This is a genomic window from Pararhizobium sp. (assembly GCF_965279435.1).
GTDB lineage: Bacteria > Pseudomonadota > Alphaproteobacteria > Rhizobiales > Rhizobiaceae > Pararhizobium.
Window position 1 is genome coordinate 679699 of record NZ_CBDIHY010000003.1, and the last position, 19747, is coordinate 699445.

Genomic DNA, 19747 nt, shown 5'->3' on the forward strand with positions numbered 1-19747 from the left:
TGCCGCGCGAAAACCGCTGGATGCTGTTCAAAAACGATGTGCTCGCAGGGATCGCGAAAGCTGACGTAACGCTGGCGTTCCGGCGTTGGCAGAAGCCAACCGTGCGGGCCGGCGGTACATTGCGCACCGCCGTCGGCGTACTTGCCATCGATGCGATCGCAGTCGTCGACATGAATGACCTCACCAATGAGGATGCGCCCCGATCAGGCCATTCGTCGCTCGACGCGCTGCTTGCCGATATCAACGGGCAACGCACGGGCACCCTCTATCGCATCGCATTTCATCTAGAAGGCGCCGATCCGAGGGTAGTCTTGCGTGATATCACCGACTTTGGCCCCGGCGAGTGCAGCGAACTACAGCGTCGCCTGACTGCCTTCGATGGCGATATTCCCTGGACACTGCAAACGCTTCGGCTGATCGCCGCGCGTGACGGCATCACGGCCGGAGAAATTGCCGCGAGCATCGGTTTTGAAAAAGCTGTCCTCAAGCAAAAAATCCGCAAGCTGAAAGAACTCGGCCTGACGGAAAGCCTTCAGAGCGGCTACCGGATTTCGCCGCGAGGACGTGCATTCCTCGCGGAAATCTGAAGATCCGTTTTCACCACGCCAGTTCCACCTGTGGCCGGCCGTTCGACGTTTTCTCCACCGTTCGTCCAGTTTCGTCGATTGTGCAGTGAACGCGCTTGCGGAAAGCCGAGAAGCTGTCGAAGGTGACCACATCCACGGCCTCGTCGAAATCCAGCGTCAGCCGGTAGCGGCCAGGCTGGGAAGTAACCGCTTGCACACCAAGGATTGTCGCCTCGAACGGTTGGCCGAGGTAATGGCCCTTGACCCGTGAGCCAAGCATCCATGGATTGAGCGGCGGCCGGTTGCCGACCACGGCATGCAGCGTGTTCCAGTCGCGAAAGCCGTATTGCGTGGCCAGAAGCTCGAGCGATTTCGAATGGGTAATATCCTGACCGTCGGCGGCAAGACCGGCGCGCAGCCGTTTGGCCTGATCCTTCAGGGTATCCAGTGAGGGAAGCGGGATCGATCCACGCATCGTTCAGTCTCCAACATGGAGCGTGCAGTCATTCGGAGGGAGTCCGCCTTGCCACCGTTCGCACGCCACAAGAATGGACGACCGAAGAGAAACGAGAGACTTCACCAAAAGCTTGGAGCTTGCGGACGGCCGGGGCTCTCACCCGTGGCCGGGCATGTAATCCATTGCGCAGATCCTGTCAAATATCGGCCCAACGCAAAACGGCCGGCGGTACCATCAGGTATCGCCCACCGTTGTCATTCAGCCCCGATTGGCCGCAGGGAGAGGTTGGGGCTGAATCCTCTCCCTGCGTCTCAAGTGTTTAGCGGCGCTTTTTGCCACCATCACCAGAGAGGATGCCAAGACCAAGAATACCGGTGTTGTTGCCGGACAGGATGCCGTTGAGAATGCCGTTTCCGCTGCCGTTCAAGACGCCGTTCAGAACGTTGTTGCCGGAAAGGACATCACCAACGCCCACAGCCGGTGCGATGACGATGCCGCCATTGGCGATGCCGTTGCCCTTGCCATTGAACAGATTGAGCGAGAGGCCGCCGGCAGAAGCTGGGGAAACCGTTGTTGCGACAGCTGCGAGAGAAGCGAATGCGATGAATGCGGATTTGAAGTTCATGATCTTACCTCCGTTGTTCGTACATCCCTTATGCACAACCCAGAGGATATGCCGTAAATCCAAACACTCAAGCGGATATAGAATTCATAATAAATTGTTAACCATAATAAATACAACTTTAACATTTATTATCAATCGGTAAATTTCATGGATCTACTTGCTGGAAATGATGCTCAACCTCATACCTGCGGGCAACCATAGGAGTTATTTAACCATCTAACTCCAGAGTGTGCTTAAGAAACCTTGCGTTGAGGAAATCATGAATGCGCGCCTTACTGATCACCGTTCTGACCATGGCATTTCTGCCGTTGGCAACGGTGGCGCAGAGTGAGACAACTGTCGAATATTGGACCAGACAGGGCTATTCGAGCAATCTTTTGGAAAGTCCGGATCCACTTTCTGGCCCATTCTGGCAAGGTTCCCTCAAGTTGCGGGGAACGGTCGGCGAGGGCGACGCGAAACTCAGCTATGCAATCTATCAGGAAGAGCTGCGGACAGGCGCCTACCGGTTTGGTGACACACATGAAACAGGATTCAACCTTGGATACGCTCAGAAACTGGGGAAGGACACGATTGTCGAGCTTGAGGGCTCCTACATCCGCAACAGTTCCGGAGATGTCCTCCTGCAACTTCCGGGAAACATCATTGGATACCGGGCGGTGGACCGCGCCGTTCAGGTTGGCGGGAAAATTACAACCTCTGAGTTTAGAGACAAAACCGTCTTCACGACAAAGATAAGCCAATTGCTCAAAGGCGATGCGCACTTCACGACCGAGCTGCTGCGGCCTGCCAAGCTGGATCCCGATGTCGGACTTCTGACACTCGGTGCCAGCCGTTTCATCGCAGCCAAGGGCGGCGAACTCTGCCTCTGTCTCGAGTATAATCAATCGATGGTCGATAAGGATGAGCAGGCCGTCTACGCCCGCTTTCCGGCCTCGACCTTGCGCGGCTCCCTCGCCTACGGCAAGGAATTCGCGGGCAGCCTGTCGCTGATCGCCGAAGCGGGCATCATCGTACTGTCCAGCGACAACCTCAGCCACGGCGGGCGGCAGAGCCGCCCCTATCTGCGCGGTGAAGCCAAATGGAAAGCTCCGGCCGAACTGGAGTTCGCCGCCGCCTACAAACATGACATCACCGTCGGCGATATCGACGATGCACTGGCGGAGGTCGTCGATGGCTACAAGATTTCGGTATCCCGCCAGCTCAACCCATGGGCAAAGGTGACGCTGGCCTACGATCGCAGCGAAAGCGAATATGTCTATTATGTCTATGACCGGACGACGCGGAACATCTCGGTCAAGCTAACGCTTGGCGAGGAAAAGAAGCCGAAATTCGAATTCGGCTATGCCCATGTCAAACAGACGGAGGCGGACCCGGCCAACAATTACAAGGGCAGCGAGGTCACAGCCCGCGTCAGCGGCTCATTCTAAGATACGCTTGGGATGCCACGTCGAGTAACGGGGCACCCCTATAGCGAAGCCGAGCCGCGAGGCGATCCGGTTAGAAACGATAGGTAATGCCGGTGCCGATCAGCCAGGGATCGATCTTGGCCCTGCCGCGCAAGGGACCGAGCGTATCGTGATCGGCCGACCAGTCGGTTTTGAGAAAGATCTTTTTGACGTCGAAGTTGACGCCCCAATTGTCGTCCAGCATGTAGTCGAAACCAACCTGCAGAGCCGCACCCAAATGGCTATTGACGTCGAGATTGCTGAAACCGGCCTTTTCACTCTGATTGTAGAACAGTGAATAGTTGATGCCCGCCCCGACATAGGGTTTGAACGCGCCGAAATCCGTGAAATGGTATTGTAGCGTGAGAGTAGGCGGCAGCAGCCAAGCCTTGCCGACCGGCACACCGACCGCGCCATCCTCATTGATATTGGCATAGGTGGTACCGAGGATCAGTTCGGCCGCGATATTGTCGGTGAAAAAATAGCTGATATCGAGTTCCGGGATCAGCGTATCGGAATAACGGAGATCGGAGCCGGCCACACCGTCGATGGAGCCGTTGTCCCGCGTGACCACGCCCAGTGCGCGCACGCGTATCTGCCAGGGATTGCGGGCCGTCAGGGTCTCTATGGAGGCCGGCTCCAGCGGAACCTGCGCCAAATCCGCCGCCACGGCTTGTCCCGCCAGAAACACTGCACATCCCGCCGCCAGCGGAGCGATTACTGCGCGCCCGTATCTCATATTGCCTCTCCTTGAAATGTCGAATGACTTTGACAAGGGAGGACTACGCCCACCGGGCGCCGGTGCTTTGATTCAAATCAAAGTACGAGAAACGCGACGGCGCAATTTCTCAAACTGGAAACAACCGGCCAAGACCGTTGCACCCATGTCACAGAAAAAGCCCTGCCTTCTTGAGACAGGGCTTTTCAAATGTAGCCGATTTTACCGTGCCGTCCGGGCGAAGGCGCAGCCGCTTGCGACCATGATGCCGGCAGCGCCCTCAAGCCAGCCGTCCTTCAGTTCCAGCGCCAGAAAACGGTTGCGCTCGAACGGACCGGGCATGACGAGATGCTGCGCCTTGGCAGCAAAGAAGCCGAAGCGCTCGTAATATGGCGCGTCGCCGACCAGCAGGATGGCACCGTGACCACGGGTCTTTGCTTCGCCGATAGCCGCACGCATCAAGGCACCGCCGATGCCCCTACCCTCGCAGGCGGCATCGACCGCCAGCGGGCCGAGCATCAGCGCATCGACGGGCACGCCTTCGCGGCTAACGCCGGCTTCAACGTTCCACAGGCGCACGGTGCCGATGACATGGCCATCCGGATCGCGGGCAACCAGCGCCAGGCCTTCAGCCGGGATGCGGCCACGGCGCAGCGTCTCGGACGACTTGCGGCGGCGGTTCGGGCCCATGACCTGATCGAGCAGATTTTCGCGTGCGACGACGTCGCCCGGATTTTCAGTATCGATGGTGAAGGCATTCTGCGCAAAGAAAGCGCGGACAGAATTAAGAACAGCGGCCATCCTGGCCTCCCGTACTCAAAACCGATTCAAACGGTATCGACGACAAATTGTGAAGGTGCTGCTCCGGCTTGACTCGGAGCAGACTTTTTGGATAACGCCAATCAGATGACGTAGGACTTCAGCGGATCGAAACCGTTGAAGGCCACGGCCGAGTAGGTCGTCGTATAGGCACCCGTGCCCTCGATCAGAACTTCGTCACCAATCGAAAGCGTGATCGGCAGCGGATACATGTTCTTCTCGTACATCACGTCAGCCGAATCGCAGGTCGGGCCGGCCAGCACGCAAGGTTCCATTTCGTCGGCATCATGGATGGTGCGGATCGGGTAACGGATCGCTTCGTCCATGGTTTCGGCGAGACCGCCGAACTTGCCGATGTCGAGGAACACCCAGCGGTGGTTGTCATTGTCCGACTTCTTCGAGATCAGCACGACTTCCGCCTTGATCACGCCGGCATTGCCAACCATGCCGCGGCCCGGCTCGATGATGGTTTCCGGCAGGTTATTGCCGAAGTGCTTGCGCAGCGACGAAAAGATCGCCTGGCCGTAGGCTTCGGCCGACGGCACATCGCGCAGGTACTTGGTCGGGAAACCACCACCCATGTTGACCATCTTCAGCTCGATGCCCTGCTTTGCCAGCTGCACAAAGACGCGCTTGGCATCGGCAAGAGCCGAATCCCAGGCATCGACCTTGGTCATCTGCGAACCGACATGGAACGAGACGCCGTGCGAGACGAGGCCCAGCTGATGCGCGTAGACGAGAACGTCAACAGCCATCTGCGGGACGCAGCCGAACTTGCGCGACAGCGGCCATTCGGCACCTTCGCCGTCGGTCAGGACGCGGCAGAATACGCGGGCGCCAGGAGCGGCACGGGAGATCTTTTCGACTTCCTCATGGCTATCGACGGCAAACAGCGAAACGCCCAGCGCATACGCCTTGGCGACATCGCGTTCCTTCTTGATAGTGTTGCCGAACGAAACGCGCGAAGCGGTCGCACCGGCATCAAGCGCCATTTCGATTTCGGCGACAGACGCGCAATCGAAGTTGGAGCCCATGGAGGCGAGCAGGCGCAGGATTTCCGGCGACGGGTTTGCCTTGACGGCATAATAGATCGAGCTATCCGGCAGCGCGTGGCGGAAAGCCTTGAAATTGTCGCGCACGACATCGAGGTCAACCACAAGGCAAGGACCTTCGGGACGTCGGGTGTTCAGGAAGTCGATGATACGTGCAGTCGTCATGGTTTTATCCTCAATCAGATACGCTCCACGAAAACGTGGAGGACAAAGGACATACGTGAACACGCCCCGGAACCAGCCGGTGGAGACCCCGGATCCAGACATGCGCACGATGCGCGAATGATGGAACAACGCCCTGCCAAGAGCTTTGATCCGCTTTGTCTGCCATTGATTGGAAGGATGACCCTACCGCACTTCCGGCAATGAAGGTGTGCCTCTTCAGTAACCCCCGCTGATGGAAAGCAGGGAGAGAACAAAAAGGCCCGCACCGTCGTTGCTTCGGATGTCCTCGCATTTTCCGGTTGGCCGGAATAGCGACTGGAGGGGTTAAATCCAGGTACCTTACCGATTTCCTCACCAATTCGAGGGTCGGCGGACAGCCATGGGCACGTGCGACTTTGGGCTGAAGCGGAGATAAGAAAAAACCTTGTCGTAATCAAGACTTTTTTCAAAATGGCTGTTGATTTTTTACGGGGAACAGAACCCGTTAATTTGATCAGATTTTCCGAACGATCTCAGCGGCCTCCTCGCAGAAACCAACGTCTTGTTTTAAGGTCATTTTTGGAACGCAGCGCCGGCGCCCGGCAAATTGCCAAACGTTAACGGCAGCAACAGTTCTTCGCCTTTGAGCAAGGCCGGTCTATCGTTGCAACAACCTAAAACAGCGAATCACGAACAGGGCGGCAGCCCAAGCAGGCAGGAACAGCAGCCGGATGGATACACTGACCCGCATTCGCGCCTTCATCGATGTCGTCGATGCCGAGGGATTTTCGGCAGCCGCACGGCGCGTCGGACGCTCCAAGGCGCTGCTGTCGAAATATGTGCGGGAACTGGAGGACGAGCTCGGAGCGCTTCTGCTCAACCGCACGACCCGGCAGTTCTCGCTCACCGAAGCCGGCCACACCTATTACCGGACAGCTTCGGAAATCCTCAAAGAGATCGACAACCTCGCCGATCTGGTTCGCGCCAGCAATTCCGATCTCAAGGGCCGCCTTCGGATTTCCGCGCCGCGCACCTTCGTCGATGCGGAAATCGGCCAGTCGCTGATCGATTTCGGCAAGGCGCATCCGGAACTGTCGCTGGAGATCATCTCCGACGACCGTTTCGTCGATCTGGTCGAGGAAGGTTTTGACGTGGCGATCCGCATCACCAAGCTGGAGGATTCGACGCTGATCGCCCGCAAGCTCGATGATTTCCAGGTTCTGTACTGCGCGACACCCGCGTTTCTTGAAGAGTTCGGACCGATTAATCATCCATCCGAACTGTCGCGCCACCCCTGCATCATCGACACCAACGGCCGGTCCTACAGCAACTGGCGCTTCGTCGAGGCGGACGGCACAGGCTTCAGCGTTCCTGTCGGCGGCCCGATCGAGGTCAACAGCCCGCTTGCGGCCGTGCGCGCGGCGGAATCCGGCATGGGCATCGCCGGCGTTCCCGATTTCATCGCCCGGCCCAAGGTCACCGCCGGTACGCTGGTTTCCATTTTCGAAGATTACATCCCGAAGGATCGCGGCATCTACGCGATCTATCCGCACCGGCGCTATCTACCGACCAAAGTGCGCACGTTCGTCGACTTCCTGCATCAGTGGTTTCGCAAGAATGCCGAAAATTGACGCGACCACAATCGGCGGCAAGTCCCAATTCCGTCCCATTTGAGATCCATTGCAAGCGTGTTGGCGTTGCGCCCGAAACAGCCAAAGGAATCCTGACAGCATGAAACGATCGCCCCTGTTCCTGACGGCAGTGGCCGTGCTTGCGCCCGGCGCAGCGCTTGCCCATCCGCATATCTTCGCCGAGGCGCGGCTTGAGATCGTCGCCGACAGCACCAACCAGATCACCGAATTGCGCAATGTCTGGCGCTTCGACGAGCTGTTTTCCGCCAGCGTGGTGATGGATTTCGACAAGAATTCCAATGCGCAGCTCGATCCCGACGAATTGCAGGAGGTCGGCCAGACAGTTCTCGATTCGCTCGCTGAGTACAATTATTACACGACGATCACCGACAACGGCAAAACCATCAAGGTCAACAAGCCGAACGAGATCACAGCCGACTACAAGGACGGCCAGCTGCTTTTGATGTTCGCCGTCAAGCCGGCAGAGGCGATCCCGCTCAAGGGCAATATGTCGTTCGGCGTCTATGACCCGACAATGTACACGGCGATGGATTTTCCGACGGACGGCGATCTCGTCGCGGTTGGCGACCAGCTGAATGCCTGCGAGCACAAGGTGGTTCGCCCGGATCCGGATGAAGTGCTTGCCCAGAACCAGGCGAGCCTTACCGATGCCTTCTTCAACGACCCGACGGGAACCGACATGTCGAAGATGTTTGCCACACGAATCGAGTTCAAATGCTGAGGGTGGACCGTCCTGCCCGATTGATCGGCCTGGCGCTGATCCTGACGGTCACCGGTATCAGCCTTGCCCACGCGCAATCGCCGCTTGGCATCGGCACCGCCGAGCCCTCCTTCAATACGACCGGCATCTTCGGCGGCTTTTTCGCCTGGATCAACATGGAGCAGCAGCGCTTTTACCATACGCTGACCGAAGCCATCAAAGCCATGCGGGATGACCCATGGCATCTCTGGTCGCTGATCGGGCTGTCGTTCGCTTATGGCGTCTTCCACGCCGCAGGCCCGGGCCATGGCAAGGCGGTCATCTCCTCCTACATGATTGCCAACGAGACCGAACTGAAGCGCGGTGTGCTCCTGTCTTTCCTGTCAGCGATGATGCAGGGCGGCGTTGCCATTCTTCTCGTCGGCGCCGCCTATCTCGTGCTGCGCGGATCGTCGATCTCGATGACGCAGGCAACGCATTTTCTGGAAGTTGTGAGCTACGCCTTAATTGCCGCCTTTGGCGGCTGGCTATTGTTTCGCAAGCTGCGGGGCATGCGGGCGCGGTGGCAGGCTCCGGCGGTGATGCAGGATCACGGACACGACCATAGCCACGCACATCACGACCATTCTCACGACCATGGCCATAGCCATGGGCCGGGCGAGGTCTGCGACACCTGCGGCCATGCGCATGTACCTGATCCCTCGATGCTGAAAGGCGACCGCTTCGCGCTGCGGGAAGCCTGGTCGGCAATCATTGCTGTGGGCCTGCGCCCCTGCTCCGGCGCACTGATCGTGCTGAGTTTTGCGCTTTTGAACGGGCTTTACCTCGGCGGCGTGCTCTCGGTTTTTGCGATGTCAGTCGGCACGGCAATCACGGTCTCGGTACTGGCGACACTGGCCGTCACCGCCAAGGACCTGGCGGTGCGCTACGCATCCAGCGGATCATCGGCCATGCGCATCAGCAATGGTATCGAAATATCCGGCGCATTGCTGGTGCTGGTACTGGGCGTCGTGCTGCTTGCAGCGTCGCTTCAAGGCTAAGGCTTCAGAGCCCGCGACCACGCTGGTAGCGGGCCCGAAGCCAGAAGATCAGGAAGAAGCCGAGCACGAAAACCGCGCCAAAGGCGGCGGCCAGCCAAGGCGAATAGGTGCCGAGCCAGAGCATGATTTTCGGCAGGACGAAGAACCCCAGCCCGACGACAACCAGAATGACTGCTGCGGCAATCGCCGGCGAGCGTTCCTTCTTTTCCGGGGTGTTCATGCGGTCTCCTTTTGCGCCAGCGCGGCGCGAATATCTTCAAGCTTGCGCTTCTGTGTGCCGTCACCGGCAAAATTCTCCGGCGACAGCCAGGCTTCGAAAGCGGCATTGAGCAACGGCCATTCGCCGTCGATGATCGAGAACCAAGCCGTATCACGATTGGCACGCTTCGACAGCATGTGCTGGCGGAAGACGCCTTCGAAGCCGAAGCCGAGGCGATTGGCCGTCTTCTTGCTGGCTTCGTTGCGATTGTCGCATTTCCACTCGTAGCGCCGGTAGCCTAGATCCTCGAAAGCGTGCTTGGCCATCAGGTAATGCACTTCGGTGGACAAAGGCGAGCGGGCCATCGAGAAGGAATGTGCGACACCACCAACCTCGACCACGCCATTTGCGGGATCGGGCCGCATGTAATTGGCCATACCGACGACATCGCCGCTGGCCTTGTCGTAGAACACTTCCGTGACCCAACCGCCCTTCTGGACAGCCGTCAGCCAGGCATCGAAATCCTCGATGCCCCGAAAATTATCCTGTGCGAAATATTGCAGGCGGGCATTGATCTCCAACCCGCCAAAAGCCTGCCAAAGCGCTTCCAGATGCATGGCGCGATCATAGGGCACGATCCGGACATAGCGGCCTTCCAAAGTCACCGGTTTCGGGGCCGGGCGGCCAGTCCAATTGGTCAAATCACGCATCTGCACTCTCCAGCAGGGACCATACCATCAGCCTTGAGACCGGCACGGGAACCGCGCCGGTCATGACAAAGGCCTTGACGCTGGCATAGGACAGCTCAGGCATCCGCACAAATGCAAAGTGATGATGGATTGATCACCACGGCGACTTGATCGGCGGCTGGCCGGTCTGCGGCACCGAGGTCTGCACCGGGTTTGCCTGCGCCTCGATCACCGGGGTCTTGGCCGAAGAGACCGTCGCCTCGATGTGATCGATCAGCGCGTCGGCAAGGCCAAGGCGTCCGGCAAGCTGATCGAGGTAACCGCGCTCTGCGCGGCTATCGGCATCGATGGCGAGACGCGAGGCGGTATAGAGCTCGACGCGTTCTTCCTCGGTCACGGCTGCAGCGACCATGGCATCGAGATCGACAGGCTTGCTCAGTTCCTCGTGCAGGAACTGTTCGGCTTCCGAATCAAGGCCGGAGACCTTGACCTTGTCCATGATGCGGGCGCGCTCGACATCGTCGATATGACCATCCGCACGGGCAGCAGCGATCATGGCGCGGACCAGCACCAGCACGAAGTCATTGCGGATAACGGCAGGCTCGGTGCTGAAACCGGAATTGGCCGGCGGCGGCAATAGTTCAGGCTGCGCCTGTGCGTCCGGCTGGGCAACCGGCTCCTTGCCAGCCTGGTAATTCTTGTAGGCCTGGTAACCAAGACCGGCGATGGCGGCGAGACCGCCGAGCTTCAGGGCTGAACCCGCCACCTGACGGCCAGTACCAGTGCCAAGCAGGACGGCAGCGATAGCGCCTGCAGCAAGCGGGTTGTCCTTGGCCATCTGCGTCGCCTGTCCGGCACGATCGCGCACCGTGCCACCGGCACCGGGGATCTGCGAACCCAACAACTGATCCAGTAATTTCTTCGCATCAAACATTCGGTCCACTCCCTTGAGGCCGGTTTCAGTCGGAAAGAAACATAGGAATGCAACGAGAGGAATACAAATGATAGAGCCACGCCAATATGCCGCAATCAGCGAATGCAGGACGCTAGATCGCGCTGGCGATGGCTTTCTATAGATTTGAACGCAGCGCAATATTTTCGAAGATTGTCTTCATGGTCGAGAAAAACTCGATTGCCCCCTCGGGACAAACCGTTTTCCGGTCGCCTGATCAAGCTCATGGGCTCTTGATGTGGGAAAACATCGGCCGGATTAGCGGAGGCCGAGTACCTGCTCCAGTTCATCCAGCCAAAAGGTGGTATTCCACCCCGCCTTGACGCAGGGTGGAAAGAAAGTCGCGTACCGTTTCAGGACCGTGCATGGAGAACAACGCCGCCCGGCCCGGATGCGAAAAAGGCAATCAGCCGCGCAGCGCGAATGCTTCGGCAGCGAGCTTGGTGATGCCGGCCCAGTCGCACTTGGCAACCAGTTCCTTCGGCGCAACCCAGGAGCCGCCGACGCAGACGACGTTGGGCAGCGACAGGTAATCCCTGGCGTTCGACAGCGAAATGCCGCCGGTCGGGCAAAACAGCGTGCCGGCAAGCGGCGAAGACAGCGATTTCAGGTAGGCCGCGCCGCCCGCCTGTTCGGCCGGGAAGAACTTCATCACCTTGTAGCCTTCTTCGCGCAGGCCCATGACTTCGCTGGCCGTGGCAGCACCTGGCAGAAGCGGAATTTCGGAATCGTTGGCAGCGTCGATCAGCTCCTGCGTCGTGCCGGGGCTGACGATGAACTTCGAGCCCGCCTCGACAGCTGCCTCATATTGCGCAGCATTGAGGATGGTTCCGGCACCGGCGACGGCACCTTCGACTTCGTTGGCAACAGCCCGGATCGCTTCAAGAGCGGCGGTGGTGCGCAGGGTGATCTCGATCGCCTTCAATCCACCGGCAACAAGCGCACGCGCCAAAGGCACGGCGGTCGCAAGGTCATCGATGATCAGCACCGGAACGACCGGCTGCAATTTCAGGACGGAAAGAAGTCTATCGGTTTTCTCGCTCATGCCGGACAGCCCTTTTAAAACGATTGAAGTGAAGGTTCGAATACTCTTCCCATCCGCTTTTGTCGATACCAAACGGGACCGGCCGAGCCTATTCGGACATGGTGACGCATGGTTGACGACGCGACCAGCGCACGTGCCGCAAAGGCTGCGGCAGCCCGAACTGCTTGCTTGTCCCGACGCCACAATCCTGTAGTCTGGGTTTAATTGAAAGCAAAAATGGCAGGCTTATCAATGGCCAAGGAAATTGAACGCAAGTTTCTGGTGGCGGCCGATGGCTGGCGCAATACAGCAGACGGCGGCACGCGCTTTCTGCAGGCCTATATCGTCACCATGGACGACCGTTCCGCACGGGTGCGGCTGATGGACGACAAGCGGGCAAAGTTGACGATCAAGATCGGCACGGGATCGATGACCCGTGATGAATTCGAATATGAGATCCCGGTGGAGGACGCCAGGGACATGATGACGAAGGCCATCGGCCTCATCATTGAAAAGACCCGCTACGAGGTCAAGCATCGCGGCTTCCTTTGGGAAGTCGATGTCTATGGCGGCGCGCATGACGGCCTTGTCGTTGCAGAAGTGGAACTCGGCACCGAAGACGACAAACCGGTTTTGCCGGACTGGCTGGGCACCGAGGTGACCGGGGATCCGCACTACTCGAACCAGTATCTCTCAACCAGCCCGATCATATCCAAGGCAGATCATGAGCTATCATATTCGCCCTTCTGAACATTTTACTGAAGAATTCAAGGCAGTTGGAACCGAGCAGCTAACACTTGCGGTGTCGGCGCTGACCGACCGTCCGCAAGGGCTGCCGGAAGCGATCCACAACGCCCGCAAGAACTTCAAGAGACTGCGCTCCCTCTACCGCCTCGCCGCCGCCGACATCCCGGCCTTCCGGCGCTCGGAAAATGCGCGCATCCGCAACATGGCACGGACGCTTTCGACAGCACGTGACGAAACCGCCCTTGTCGAAGTCAGCCGGTATCTGCTTGATCACGCTGAAAACGCCGACGAACGCGCCGCGCTGAAACGGATCGGCAAGGTCCTGACCGCCCGGCGCGACGAACAGGTAACTGAGGGAAACCTACTCGAAGAAAGCGTGGCGGCGGCGCTCTCAACCTGCGGCTGGGCGCTGGATTCGCTCTCCCGCATCACCTTTCAGGATGGCGGCAAAAAGGGCGCCAAACGCATCGCCAAGGGCTGGCGCAAGGCGCTGGAGAGAGCAGCGGCGGCGCGGCAGGCCTGCACGGACACCACTGATGCACATCTGTTTCACGAACTGCGCAAACGCAGCCAGGACTACCGTTTCTATCTGGATATCTTGCAACGCCTCTGGCCCTCCGCGCTGCATGCAAAGCGGATCGAGGTGACAAAGGTTGTCGATCTATTGGGTCATCACAACGATCTGGCGCTGCTTGCCTCCCTTGTCGACGAACAGCCGCAGATTTTCGGCAAGAGCGAGGACGTCGCCTATCTGCTCTCGGCCGTCATCACCCGGCAGAAAGCACTGCGGGAACAGGCCCTGACCGTTGCTGCTTCAGTTTTCCGCGATGATCCAAAGGCGGAAAGCCGCAAGATCAAGCTCCTATGGCAGGACGCAGTCTGACGCGGCCCTGCTCCCGGCATTGATACTGCCAATCCCTGTCAGTATGATCGGCCATGTCCCGCTCCACCCGGCTTCTCGATCTGATCCAGCTTCTGCGCACTTACCGTCGGCCGGTGAGCGGCAGCGCGCTTGCCCAACGCATGGGCATCAGCATCCGCACGCTTTACCGCGACATCGCCACCCTGCAGGCGCAAGGGGCCGACATCCAGGGCGCGCCCGGCTTCGGCTACGTGCTCAAGCCCGGCTTCCTGATGCCGCCGATGATGCTGAGCGAAGAGGAGATCGAGGCCTTAGTGCTCGGCGCACGCTGGGTGTCGGCACGGGCGGACGATGAATTGAAAGATGCGGCCCGCAACGCTCTGGCAAAAATTGCCGCCGTGCTGCCCGCCGACCTGCGGCACGAAATGGAGACGAATTCTCTACTCGTCTACAACACGCGCGATTTGCGTCTCGGCACCGTCAACTTTCCTGCCATTCGCGAGGCAATCCGCCAAGGCATGAAGATCGACATCGACTATGCCGACGTCAGCGGGCAGCCGACGACGCGGCGCATCTGGCCTTTTGCGCTGGCCTATTTCGAAGAAACCCGCGTGCTGGCGGCCTGGTGTGAATTGCGCGGTGACTTTCGCCACTTTCGCACCGACCGGTTCACCACGATGACGGTCACTGGCATCCGAATTCCACGCCGCCGCGACCTGCTTCTGGCGGAATGGCGGCGTGCTCACAATGTCACGCAGGACATGTGACCCTACTGCCAGAAATTGACAGTAGGGCGGTATAAAAAAGTCTCCGAACCCACCGAGAGGAGACTGCCATGAAAACCGATTTTGTTCTGCCTGTCGAAAGCCCGGCCGAGAGCGCCGTTTTCTACATGGCGATGTTCGGTGCACTGCCGCTGGAACTGTCGCCGACCTATGCAGTCGTCCTGATGAACGACGCCTTGAAACTTGGCCTGGCGAAGAGGAAGAAACTGCCGGCAGCCGTGAACACCAACGATGCCGAGCTTCCGATCTTCGTCGCCGGCCGGGAGGGTGTCGATGCGCTGCACGATGAATGGCGCAGAAAAGGCGTAACGATCCTGCAGGAGCCCATCTCGTCAGCATCCGATTATACCTTCACCTGCACCGATCCGGACGGCCATCGCTTGCGGGTCTTTACACCGCAGGCCGCCTGACCAATACTTTCCGGCCGCACACCCCGATTGCGTGCACGGCCGGAAAGCTGTATTTCACGCCGCATGACAGACACGATCCATACTCCTCGCCCGGAAGCCAGTGGCCAGTTTCTGGTGGCAGCGCTTTATCATTTCGCCGCGTTCGAGCGTTTCGCCGATTTTCGCGATCCGCTGCAGTCGACGTGCGACGACAATGGCGTCAAGGGTACGCTGCTGCTGGCGCATGAGGGCATCAACGGCACGATTGCCGGGCCGGAAGATGGTATCCGCACCGTGCTCGCCTTCCTACGTGCCCAACCCGAGTTCGCCAATCTCGAGCATAAGGAAAGCTGGGCATCGTCGATGCCGTTCCTGCGCATGAAGGCACGGCTGAAGAAAGAAATCGTCACCATGGGCGTCGAGGACATCGACCCCAATAAAACTGTTGGCACCTATGTGGCGCCAAAGGACTGGAACGCGCTGATTTCCGATCCCGATACGCTGGTGATCGATACCCGCAACGATTACGAGACAGCGATCGGCATGTTCCGTGGCGCGGTTGATCCGAACACCAAGAGTTTTCGCGAATTCCCCGACTGGGTGAAGAACAACCCGGACCTCGCCGCCAAGCCGAAGATCGCCATGTATTGCACCGGCGGCATCCGTTGCGAGAAGGCGACAGCCTTCATGAAGGAGCAGGGCTTTGACGAGGTCTACCACCTCAAGGGTGGCATCCTGAAATATCTGGAAGACATGCCGGAAGAGCAAAGCCTCTGGGACGGCGCCTGTTTCGTCTTCGACGACCGCGTTTCGGTAACGCATGGCCTGAAGGAAGGCGAGCACACGCTCTGCCACGCCTGCCGCCAGCCGCTGACGCCGCAGGACCTTCTGTCACCCCATCACGAACATGGTGTCACGTGCATCCACTGTCACGACAGTCGCACCGACGAAGACCGCCAACGCTACCGCCAGCGGCAGCAGCAGATGGACCTGGCAAAGAAGCGTGGCGAACGGCATCTGGGAAGCTGAAGCGCTCAGACAGATCTCAGATCGGGAGTGTCAGAATGGCCGGCTCGGTACCGGCTGCGCTGATGCCAACAATTCCGGCCGAGACAATCTTATCCCAATCCGTCTCCTCCACCAGAACGACGGGACAATGAACCCCATATAGTTCCGCTGCAACCATGGCACCGACGGTGATGATGGCATCGCGCGTCATGAGGACGATACCGGCCGGTCCCGTTTTCCGGCGGATCGCCTCGGCCAGCACCGAACTGCCGGAACTGGAACCGCGCCCCGCCTTCATGACAAGAATGCGGCCCGTCATCACCTCATCCTTCTGCGGATGCCACTGATCGATAATCCGGCCGGTGGTAGAATCGAGGCCGCCCCAGAAGCTCAAGGGCTCGCTCAGCACGAAGGTCTGCCCTTCCGCCTGTCCCGGCACCAGCGTAATCGCATGGATGGTCACAGCCGCACCACCTTTCCGGCCCGGGCCGAAGCCATGCATTCGGCAAGCGATCCAAACGCAATATCGACGCCGATATTGCTTGGAGCGTAATAGGCCATCTTGCCGGAATTGGTCATGATCGCACCGGACATGTCGCGTATGATCGCCGTGACATAGGTGCAGGTATCGATCACCAGCGTGACGCCTTGCGCCTTCAGCACCGTGTCCCAACCTCTATCCGTGAGTTCGCTCAGCACGCTGCGACTGGTGTTGATGTAGATATCGATGATCGGGCGCGGGCCATCCATCAGCGGCATCAGCCGGGCAAATTCCTCCAGCGAAAAATGCGGCGTACCAAGGCTAACACCGACCAGTGGCGTGCCATCCGGTACGGTCGAGAGATTGCGCACTGTGTGGCGCAGATCATCGGCTATCAGCCGGATCGTCTCGATCGGCTGGCGGCCTTGAAACGCCGCTTCGACCGTCGGCGCTTCCGGCGTCAAGCCGATGGCATGGAATAGCGCGACGGCGCCGGACGACGCAGCGACAGCGCCGAGCGCCTTCAGGTCATCCTCCTGCGTATGGGCAGGCAGACCTGTGATCGCCGGGATAAGGCTGCCGCAACGTTTGCCGATGGTGTGGCCAACTGCAACGCAAGTTGGACCGGCGTCCGGCCACTCCTGCGGCAGGCTTTCAATCTCTACCAAAACCTGGGCGCGCCGGTTTTCCGGCATATGCAGCCCGTAATAGGGCGCCCTGCCCGTCAGCGCGCAACAGAGATCGATGAAGTCGCCGTAGCGATTGGTGCGGGCGCCGATCACCGAGTTGGCAAACACGATGGCGTTGGATTCCGCCCAGGCGATCTGCGCGCCGAAACGCGGCCGGAAGATCGTCTGATAGGGCGCGCAGGTGAAAGTCGGAAAGCAGCCCAGCGCCTCATGTGCCTGCATCAACCGCGCACCGTTGCTTCCGATCTTGTCGTCGCCATGGAACAGCTCAGGGTGGATCAGATCAACCGAGCCGACATTCAACGTTGTCGGCACGCGAACGCAACCTTTCAGGCGAACGAGATGCTCGACGAAATCAAGGCTGACCTCGCCGAGATACAGACAACCATCGATATGGGCTGCTTCGATATCGATGAAACGGCCAGCATCGACCGCCTCGGCAAAGCGCGTCAAAAGCCGCATGCAGAAAGCAGCCGCCTCGCCATGGGCGCCATCCAGCAATTCATAGTCAAAGGCGGAAAGGTGAAGAGCCATGATCCGGCTTAGAATGCCGGATCATTTGCTGTCAATCGGGGCTTTTGTTCTCCGCCGAACAGGACCGTCAACCGGCCTTGTGATTGCCCTTCGGAAACTGTTCGGCCAGTTCCTTGTACCAGTGACCGCTCTTCTTGATGGTGCGGACCTGGGTTTCGTAATCGACATGGACGATGCCGAAGCGCATCTTGTAGCCTTCCGCCCATTCGAAATTGTCCATCAGGCTCCAGGCGAAATAGCCCTTCATCGGATAGCCTTCCCTGATCAGGTCAGCCGTTACAGCCAGATGATCGGCGATGTAATCGAGACGCGGCTGGTCATCGACCACGCCGTTTTCGAGGCCCATATTGTAGGCGGCCCCGTTCTCGGTGATGTAGCAATCCGGCAGTGCGTAACGGTCGTTGACCGTGCGGATGAGATCGCCCAGCGCCTGCGGAAAAACTTCCCAGCCGATATCGGTCTTGACGTCGCTGACCGCCTTGGCATTGACCGTCGCCGGGAACTCGGCGCCTTCCGCCGGATCATGTGAAACGCGCATCGGCGTGTAATAGTTGACGCCCCACCAGTCGGTCTTCTGGTTGATCGTCGCCATATCGCCGTCCTCAATGGCCGGCATGCGGTGGCCAAGGGCCGAGAGGAAGCTCTCAGGATATTCGCCCTTGAAGATCGGGCCGAAGAAGACGCCATTGTGGAAATCGAAGGCCCGCTCAGCCGCAGCCTTGTCCTCGGCGCTATCGCTGCCGGCATAGACATGCATCGGGTTGATGACGATGCCGACCGGCAGGTTCGGCTGCAGCTCGAGAACGGTGGCAACGCCAAGGCCATGAGCGAGATTGGTGAAATGCAGCGCATGCAACGCCGCATCCATGTTGCGCTCGCCCGGCGCATGGATGCCGTAGAGATGGCTGAGCCAGACCGAGCACCAGGGCTCGTTGAAGGTCGCCACCGCATCCAGCCGGTCGCCGAGGCGGGCAATCACCGTCTTGGCATAACGCTGGTAGGCATAGGCGGTCGTCCGCGCCGTCCAGCCGCCATCGCCCATCAGTGCCAGCGGCAAGTCCCAATGGTAAAGCGTCGCGAAGGCCTTGATATTGCGCTGCTTCAGTCCGTCGACGAGGCGGTCGTAGAAATCCAGCCCCTTCTCATTGATCGGCCCGGTGCCTTCCGGGATGATGCGCGGCCAGGCGATCGAGAAACGATAGGCCTCGACGCCGAGGCTCTGGATCAAGTCGAGGTCTTCATCCAATCGGTTGTAGTGATCGCAGGCGATATCGCCATTGTGGCCCTGATAGACCCGGCCCGGCACGTTGGAAAACGCATCCCAGATCGACGGCTTGCGGCCATCCGCCTTCGTCGCGCCCTCGATCTGGAACGAGGCGGTGGCAACGCCGAATACGAAGTCGCCGGGGAAGCGCTGGGCAAGGGTTTTGGGATCGATCATGAAACACTCCGGATAAGCGGCATTTACTGCAACGTTGCAGTAAAACGGTTTGCAAAAAAGTCAACCTCGCGCTGGCAAGAGTTGCTAAGTTCACGGTCGCAGAGAAGATGAGATATTTATGTTTCAGGGAAAAGAATGGCTTCATAGTCCTGAACACCATTCAGAACATGCAGCATTTCCACCCTGTCTTCATTGACGGTGTAAAAGATCAGGTAGCCTCGATAGGGACGTCTTCGAACACCAGCCTGCGCATAACGCGGCACGATCGGAAACGCATGGGGCGCTTGAGGCAGCTGTTCGCAGCGATCGATCAGTTCACGAACAAAGGTCACGGCACGACCGGGATTATCGCGAGAGATGTAATCGGCGATATGCTCGATATCCGCCTCGGCCGCTTCGGTGAAAACGACGATCACGAGTTGCCGTCTTTCGCCTCGCCCTCATATTTGGCAACCAGGCGAGCAAGCACATCTTTTGCAGGTTTCACACGGCCTGCCTTCACATCGTCCAGTCCTTGGGCGATCGACTGGTCGAGGGCAGCCAGCCTTTTCTCGCGATCCTCGATCATACGGACACCTTCTCGCAGCACCTCGCTGCGAGAATTATAGCGCCCGTTTTTCACCAGATCGGTCACATAGTCTTCTAGATGTTGCCCGAGGTTCGCGCTGCTCGCCATGCTGCTTCCTTTGTGTCCACTGACAGGAGACAATAACAGTTAGCATAACA

24 protein-coding genes are annotated in these 19747 nt (G+C 59.0%); 10 read left to right on the forward strand and 14 right to left on the reverse strand.

Going from position 1 to position 19747, the window contains the following annotated elements:
• Positions 1 to 20: 20 nt before the first annotated feature.
• Positions 21 to 587 (forward strand): hypothetical protein, encoded by a 567-nt coding sequence (locus ACQY8Q_RS08970; protein WP_428426270.1) that lies wholly within the window; start codon positions 21 to 23, stop codon positions 585 to 587.
• A 10-nt stretch (positions 588 to 597) separates the two neighbouring features.
• Here the strand turns inward: ACQY8Q_RS08970 and ACQY8Q_RS08975 are convergent, their stop codons facing one another.
• A complete protein-coding gene (locus ACQY8Q_RS08975) occupies positions 598 to 1041 on the reverse strand; it encodes a glyoxalase superfamily protein (RefSeq protein ID WP_428426271.1) in 444 nt (147 codons plus the stop codon).
• A gap of 301 nt (positions 1042 to 1342) precedes the next feature.
• Positions 1343 to 1648 (reverse strand): hypothetical protein, encoded by a 306-nt coding sequence (locus tag ACQY8Q_RS08980; protein ID WP_428426272.1) that lies wholly within the window; start codon positions 1646 to 1648, stop codon positions 1343 to 1345.
• Positions 1649 to 1911: 263 nt separating this feature from the next.
• Here ACQY8Q_RS08980 and ACQY8Q_RS08985 point away from each other — a divergent pair, with 263 nt between their 5' ends.
• On the forward strand, positions 1912 to 3078 hold the full coding sequence (locus tag ACQY8Q_RS08985) for a hypothetical protein (protein WP_428426273.1): 1167 nt from the start codon (positions 1912 to 1914) through the stop codon (positions 3076 to 3078).
• Between the two features lie 70 nt (positions 3079 to 3148).
• On the opposite strand, the gene ACQY8Q_RS08990 is transcribed toward ACQY8Q_RS08985, so the two are convergent.
• From ACQY8Q_RS08990 to odc2, 3 genes are all read right to left on the reverse strand, one after another.
• A complete protein-coding gene (locus ACQY8Q_RS08990; protein ID WP_428426274.1) occupies positions 3149 to 3835 on the reverse strand; it encodes an OmpW/AlkL family protein in 687 nt (228 codons plus the stop codon).
• Between the two features lie 201 nt (positions 3836 to 4036).
• The gene (locus ACQY8Q_RS08995; protein WP_428426275.1) at positions 4037 to 4615 is read right to left on the reverse strand and encodes a GNAT family N-acetyltransferase; all 579 of its coding nucleotides are present in this window, start codon (positions 4613 to 4615) and stop codon (positions 4037 to 4039) included.
• 101 nt (positions 4616 to 4716) lie between these two features.
• Entirely contained in the window at positions 4717 to 5850 is a 1134-nt protein-coding gene (odc2, locus tag ACQY8Q_RS09000) for an ornithine/lysine decarboxylase (RefSeq protein ID WP_428426276.1), read from the reverse strand.
• A 710-nt stretch (positions 5851 to 6560) separates the two neighbouring features.
• Here odc2 and ACQY8Q_RS09005 point away from each other — a divergent pair.
• The 3 genes from ACQY8Q_RS09005 (at position 6561) to ACQY8Q_RS09015 (ending at position 9221) form a co-directional block, all read left to right on the forward strand.
• Positions 6561 to 7460 carry a LysR family transcriptional regulator gene (locus ACQY8Q_RS09005; protein WP_428426277.1) on the forward strand — a complete coding sequence of 300 codons (900 nt, stop codon included), beginning with the start codon at positions 6561 to 6563 and terminating at the stop codon, positions 7458 to 7460.
• Between the two features lie 100 nt (positions 7461 to 7560).
• Positions 7561 to 8202: a DUF1007 family protein gene (locus ACQY8Q_RS09010; protein ID WP_428426278.1), complete on the forward strand. Its 642-nt coding sequence runs from the start codon at positions 7561 to 7563 to the stop codon at positions 8200 to 8202.
• Positions 8196 to 9221, forward strand: a complete 1026-nt coding sequence (locus tag ACQY8Q_RS09015) for a nickel/cobalt transporter (RefSeq protein WP_428426279.1) — start codon at positions 8196 to 8198, stop codon at positions 9219 to 9221. The genes ACQY8Q_RS09010 and ACQY8Q_RS09015 overlap by 7 nt, the downstream gene beginning before the upstream one ends.
• A gap of 4 nt (positions 9222 to 9225) precedes the next feature.
• On the opposite strand, the gene ACQY8Q_RS09020 is transcribed toward ACQY8Q_RS09015, so the two are convergent.
• The 4 genes from ACQY8Q_RS09020 to ACQY8Q_RS09035 form a co-directional block, all read right to left on the reverse strand.
• A complete protein-coding gene (locus ACQY8Q_RS09020; RefSeq protein ID WP_113246585.1) occupies positions 9226 to 9441 on the reverse strand; it encodes a hypothetical protein in 216 nt (71 codons plus the stop codon).
• Positions 9438 to 10130, reverse strand: coding sequence for a GNAT family N-acetyltransferase (locus ACQY8Q_RS09025; RefSeq protein ID WP_428426280.1), 693 nt, complete (start codon positions 10128 to 10130; stop codon positions 9438 to 9440). The genes ACQY8Q_RS09020 and ACQY8Q_RS09025 overlap by 4 nt, the downstream gene beginning before the upstream one ends.
• Before the next feature lie 133 nt (positions 10131 to 10263).
• On the reverse strand, positions 10264 to 11043 hold the full coding sequence (locus ACQY8Q_RS09030; protein WP_428426281.1) for a tellurite resistance TerB family protein: 780 nt from the start codon (positions 11041 to 11043) through the stop codon (positions 10264 to 10266).
• 424 nt (positions 11044 to 11467) lie between these two features.
• The gene (locus ACQY8Q_RS09035; protein WP_428426282.1) at positions 11468 to 12106 is read right to left on the reverse strand and encodes a 2-dehydro-3-deoxy-phosphogluconate aldolase; all 639 of its coding nucleotides are present in this window, start codon (positions 12104 to 12106) and stop codon (positions 11468 to 11470) included.
• Positions 12107 to 12337: 231 nt separating this feature from the next.
• Here ACQY8Q_RS09035 and ACQY8Q_RS09040 point away from each other — a divergent pair, with 231 nt between their 5' ends.
• The 5 genes from ACQY8Q_RS09040 to ACQY8Q_RS09060 all read left to right on the forward strand — a co-directional run bounded on the left by ACQY8Q_RS09040 (position 12338) and on the right by ACQY8Q_RS09060 (position 15897).
• Entirely contained in the window at positions 12338 to 12835 is a 498-nt protein-coding gene (locus ACQY8Q_RS09040) for a CYTH domain-containing protein (protein WP_428429721.1), read from the forward strand.
• Positions 12810 to 13715: a CHAD domain-containing protein gene (locus ACQY8Q_RS09045; RefSeq protein ID WP_428426283.1), complete on the forward strand. Its 906-nt coding sequence runs from the start codon at positions 12810 to 12812 to the stop codon at positions 13713 to 13715. Before ACQY8Q_RS09040 ends, ACQY8Q_RS09045 begins: the two co-directional genes overlap by 26 nt.
• Before the next feature lie 53 nt (positions 13716 to 13768).
• A complete protein-coding gene (locus ACQY8Q_RS09050) occupies positions 13769 to 14461 on the forward strand; it encodes a helix-turn-helix transcriptional regulator (protein WP_428426284.1) in 693 nt (230 codons plus the stop codon).
• A 68-nt stretch (positions 14462 to 14529) separates the two neighbouring features.
• Complete coding sequence (locus ACQY8Q_RS09055; protein ID WP_428426285.1) at positions 14530 to 14889, forward strand: VOC family protein; 360 nt, start codon at positions 14530 to 14532, stop codon at positions 14887 to 14889.
• Between the two features lie 63 nt (positions 14890 to 14952).
• Positions 14953 to 15897 (forward strand): rhodanese-related sulfurtransferase, encoded by a 945-nt coding sequence (locus ACQY8Q_RS09060; protein ID WP_428426286.1) that lies wholly within the window; start codon positions 14953 to 14955, stop codon positions 15895 to 15897.
• A gap of 16 nt (positions 15898 to 15913) precedes the next feature.
• On the opposite strand, the gene ACQY8Q_RS09065 is transcribed toward ACQY8Q_RS09060, so the two are convergent.
• The 5 genes from ACQY8Q_RS09065 to ACQY8Q_RS09085 form a co-directional block, all read right to left on the reverse strand.
• On the reverse strand, positions 15914 to 16339 hold the full coding sequence (locus ACQY8Q_RS09065) for an aconitase X swivel domain-containing protein (protein WP_428426287.1): 426 nt from the start codon (positions 16337 to 16339) through the stop codon (positions 15914 to 15916).
• Positions 16336 to 17580, reverse strand: a complete 1245-nt coding sequence (locus ACQY8Q_RS09070; RefSeq protein ID WP_428426288.1) for an aconitase X — start codon at positions 17578 to 17580, stop codon at positions 16336 to 16338. Before ACQY8Q_RS09070 ends, ACQY8Q_RS09065 begins: the two co-directional genes overlap by 4 nt.
• A 67-nt stretch (positions 17581 to 17647) precedes the next feature.
• Positions 17648 to 19021, reverse strand: coding sequence for a GH1 family beta-glucosidase (locus ACQY8Q_RS09075; protein ID WP_428426289.1), 1374 nt, complete (start codon positions 19019 to 19021; stop codon positions 17648 to 17650).
• A gap of 116 nt (positions 19022 to 19137) precedes the next feature.
• On the reverse strand, positions 19138 to 19437 hold the full coding sequence (locus ACQY8Q_RS09080) for a type II toxin-antitoxin system RelE/ParE family toxin (protein ID WP_428426290.1): 300 nt from the start codon (positions 19435 to 19437) through the stop codon (positions 19138 to 19140).
• Positions 19434 to 19697, reverse strand: coding sequence for a type II toxin-antitoxin system ParD family antitoxin (locus ACQY8Q_RS09085; protein ID WP_426229802.1), 264 nt, complete (start codon positions 19695 to 19697; stop codon positions 19434 to 19436). Before ACQY8Q_RS09085 ends, ACQY8Q_RS09080 begins: the two co-directional genes overlap by 4 nt.
• Positions 19698 to 19747: the final 50 nt, after the last annotated feature.

Bases quoted from the DNA above. Each gene is read 5' to 3' on its own strand.
- ACQY8Q_RS08970 (WP_428426270.1), top strand. From the start codon at position 21: ATGCTGTTCAAAAACGATGTGCTCGCAGGGATCGCGAAAGCTGACGTA.
- ACQY8Q_RS08975 (WP_428426271.1), bottom strand. From the start codon at position 1,041: ATGCGTGGATCGATCCCGCTTCCCTCACTGGATACCCTGAAGGATCAG.
- ACQY8Q_RS08980 (WP_428426272.1), bottom strand. From the start codon at position 1,648: ATGAACTTCAAATCCGCATTCATCGCATTCGCTTCTCTCGCAGCTGTC.
- ACQY8Q_RS08985 (WP_428426273.1), top strand. From the start codon at position 1,912: ATGCGCGCCTTACTGATCACCGTTCTGACCATGGCATTTCTGCCGTTG.
- ACQY8Q_RS08990 (WP_428426274.1), bottom strand. From the start codon at position 3,835: ATGAGATACGGGCGCGCAGTAATCGCTCCGCTGGCGGCGGGATGTGCA.
- ACQY8Q_RS08995 (WP_428426275.1), bottom strand. From the start codon at position 4,615: ATGGCCGCTGTTCTTAATTCTGTCCGCGCTTTCTTTGCGCAGAATGCC.
- odc2 (WP_428426276.1), bottom strand. From the start codon at position 5,850: ATGACGACTGCACGTATCATCGACTTCCTGAACACCCGACGTCCCGAA.
- ACQY8Q_RS09005 (WP_428426277.1), top strand. From the start codon at position 6,561: ATGGATACACTGACCCGCATTCGCGCCTTCATCGATGTCGTCGATGCC.
- ACQY8Q_RS09010 (WP_428426278.1), top strand. From the start codon at position 7,561: ATGAAACGATCGCCCCTGTTCCTGACGGCAGTGGCCGTGCTTGCGCCC.
- ACQY8Q_RS09015 (WP_428426279.1), top strand. From the start codon at position 8,196: ATGCTGAGGGTGGACCGTCCTGCCCGATTGATCGGCCTGGCGCTGATC.
- ACQY8Q_RS09020 (WP_113246585.1), bottom strand. From the start codon at position 9,441: ATGAACACCCCGGAAAAGAAGGAACGCTCGCCGGCGATTGCCGCAGCA.
- ACQY8Q_RS09025 (WP_428426280.1), bottom strand. From the start codon at position 10,130: ATGCGTGATTTGACCAATTGGACTGGCCGCCCGGCCCCGAAACCGGTG.
- ACQY8Q_RS09030 (WP_428426281.1), bottom strand. From the start codon at position 11,043: ATGTTTGATGCGAAGAAATTACTGGATCAGTTGTTGGGTTCGCAGATC.
- ACQY8Q_RS09035 (WP_428426282.1), bottom strand. From the start codon at position 12,106: ATGAGCGAGAAAACCGATAGACTTCTTTCCGTCCTGAAATTGCAGCCG.
- ACQY8Q_RS09040 (WP_428429721.1), top strand. From the start codon at position 12,338: ATGGCCAAGGAAATTGAACGCAAGTTTCTGGTGGCGGCCGATGGCTGG.
- ACQY8Q_RS09045 (WP_428426283.1), top strand. From the start codon at position 12,810: ATGAGCTATCATATTCGCCCTTCTGAACATTTTACTGAAGAATTCAAG.
- ACQY8Q_RS09050 (WP_428426284.1), top strand. From the start codon at position 13,769: ATGTCCCGCTCCACCCGGCTTCTCGATCTGATCCAGCTTCTGCGCACT.
- ACQY8Q_RS09055 (WP_428426285.1), top strand. From the start codon at position 14,530: ATGAAAACCGATTTTGTTCTGCCTGTCGAAAGCCCGGCCGAGAGCGCC.
- ACQY8Q_RS09060 (WP_428426286.1), top strand. From the start codon at position 14,953: ATGACAGACACGATCCATACTCCTCGCCCGGAAGCCAGTGGCCAGTTT.
- ACQY8Q_RS09070 (WP_428426288.1), bottom strand. From the start codon at position 17,580: ATGGCTCTTCACCTTTCCGCCTTTGACTATGAATTGCTGGATGGCGCC.
- ACQY8Q_RS09075 (WP_428426289.1), bottom strand. From the start codon at position 19,021: ATGATCGATCCCAAAACCCTTGCCCAGCGCTTCCCCGGCGACTTCGTA.
- ACQY8Q_RS09085 (WP_426229802.1), bottom strand. From the start codon at position 19,697: ATGGCGAGCAGCGCGAACCTCGGGCAACATCTAGAAGACTATGTGACC.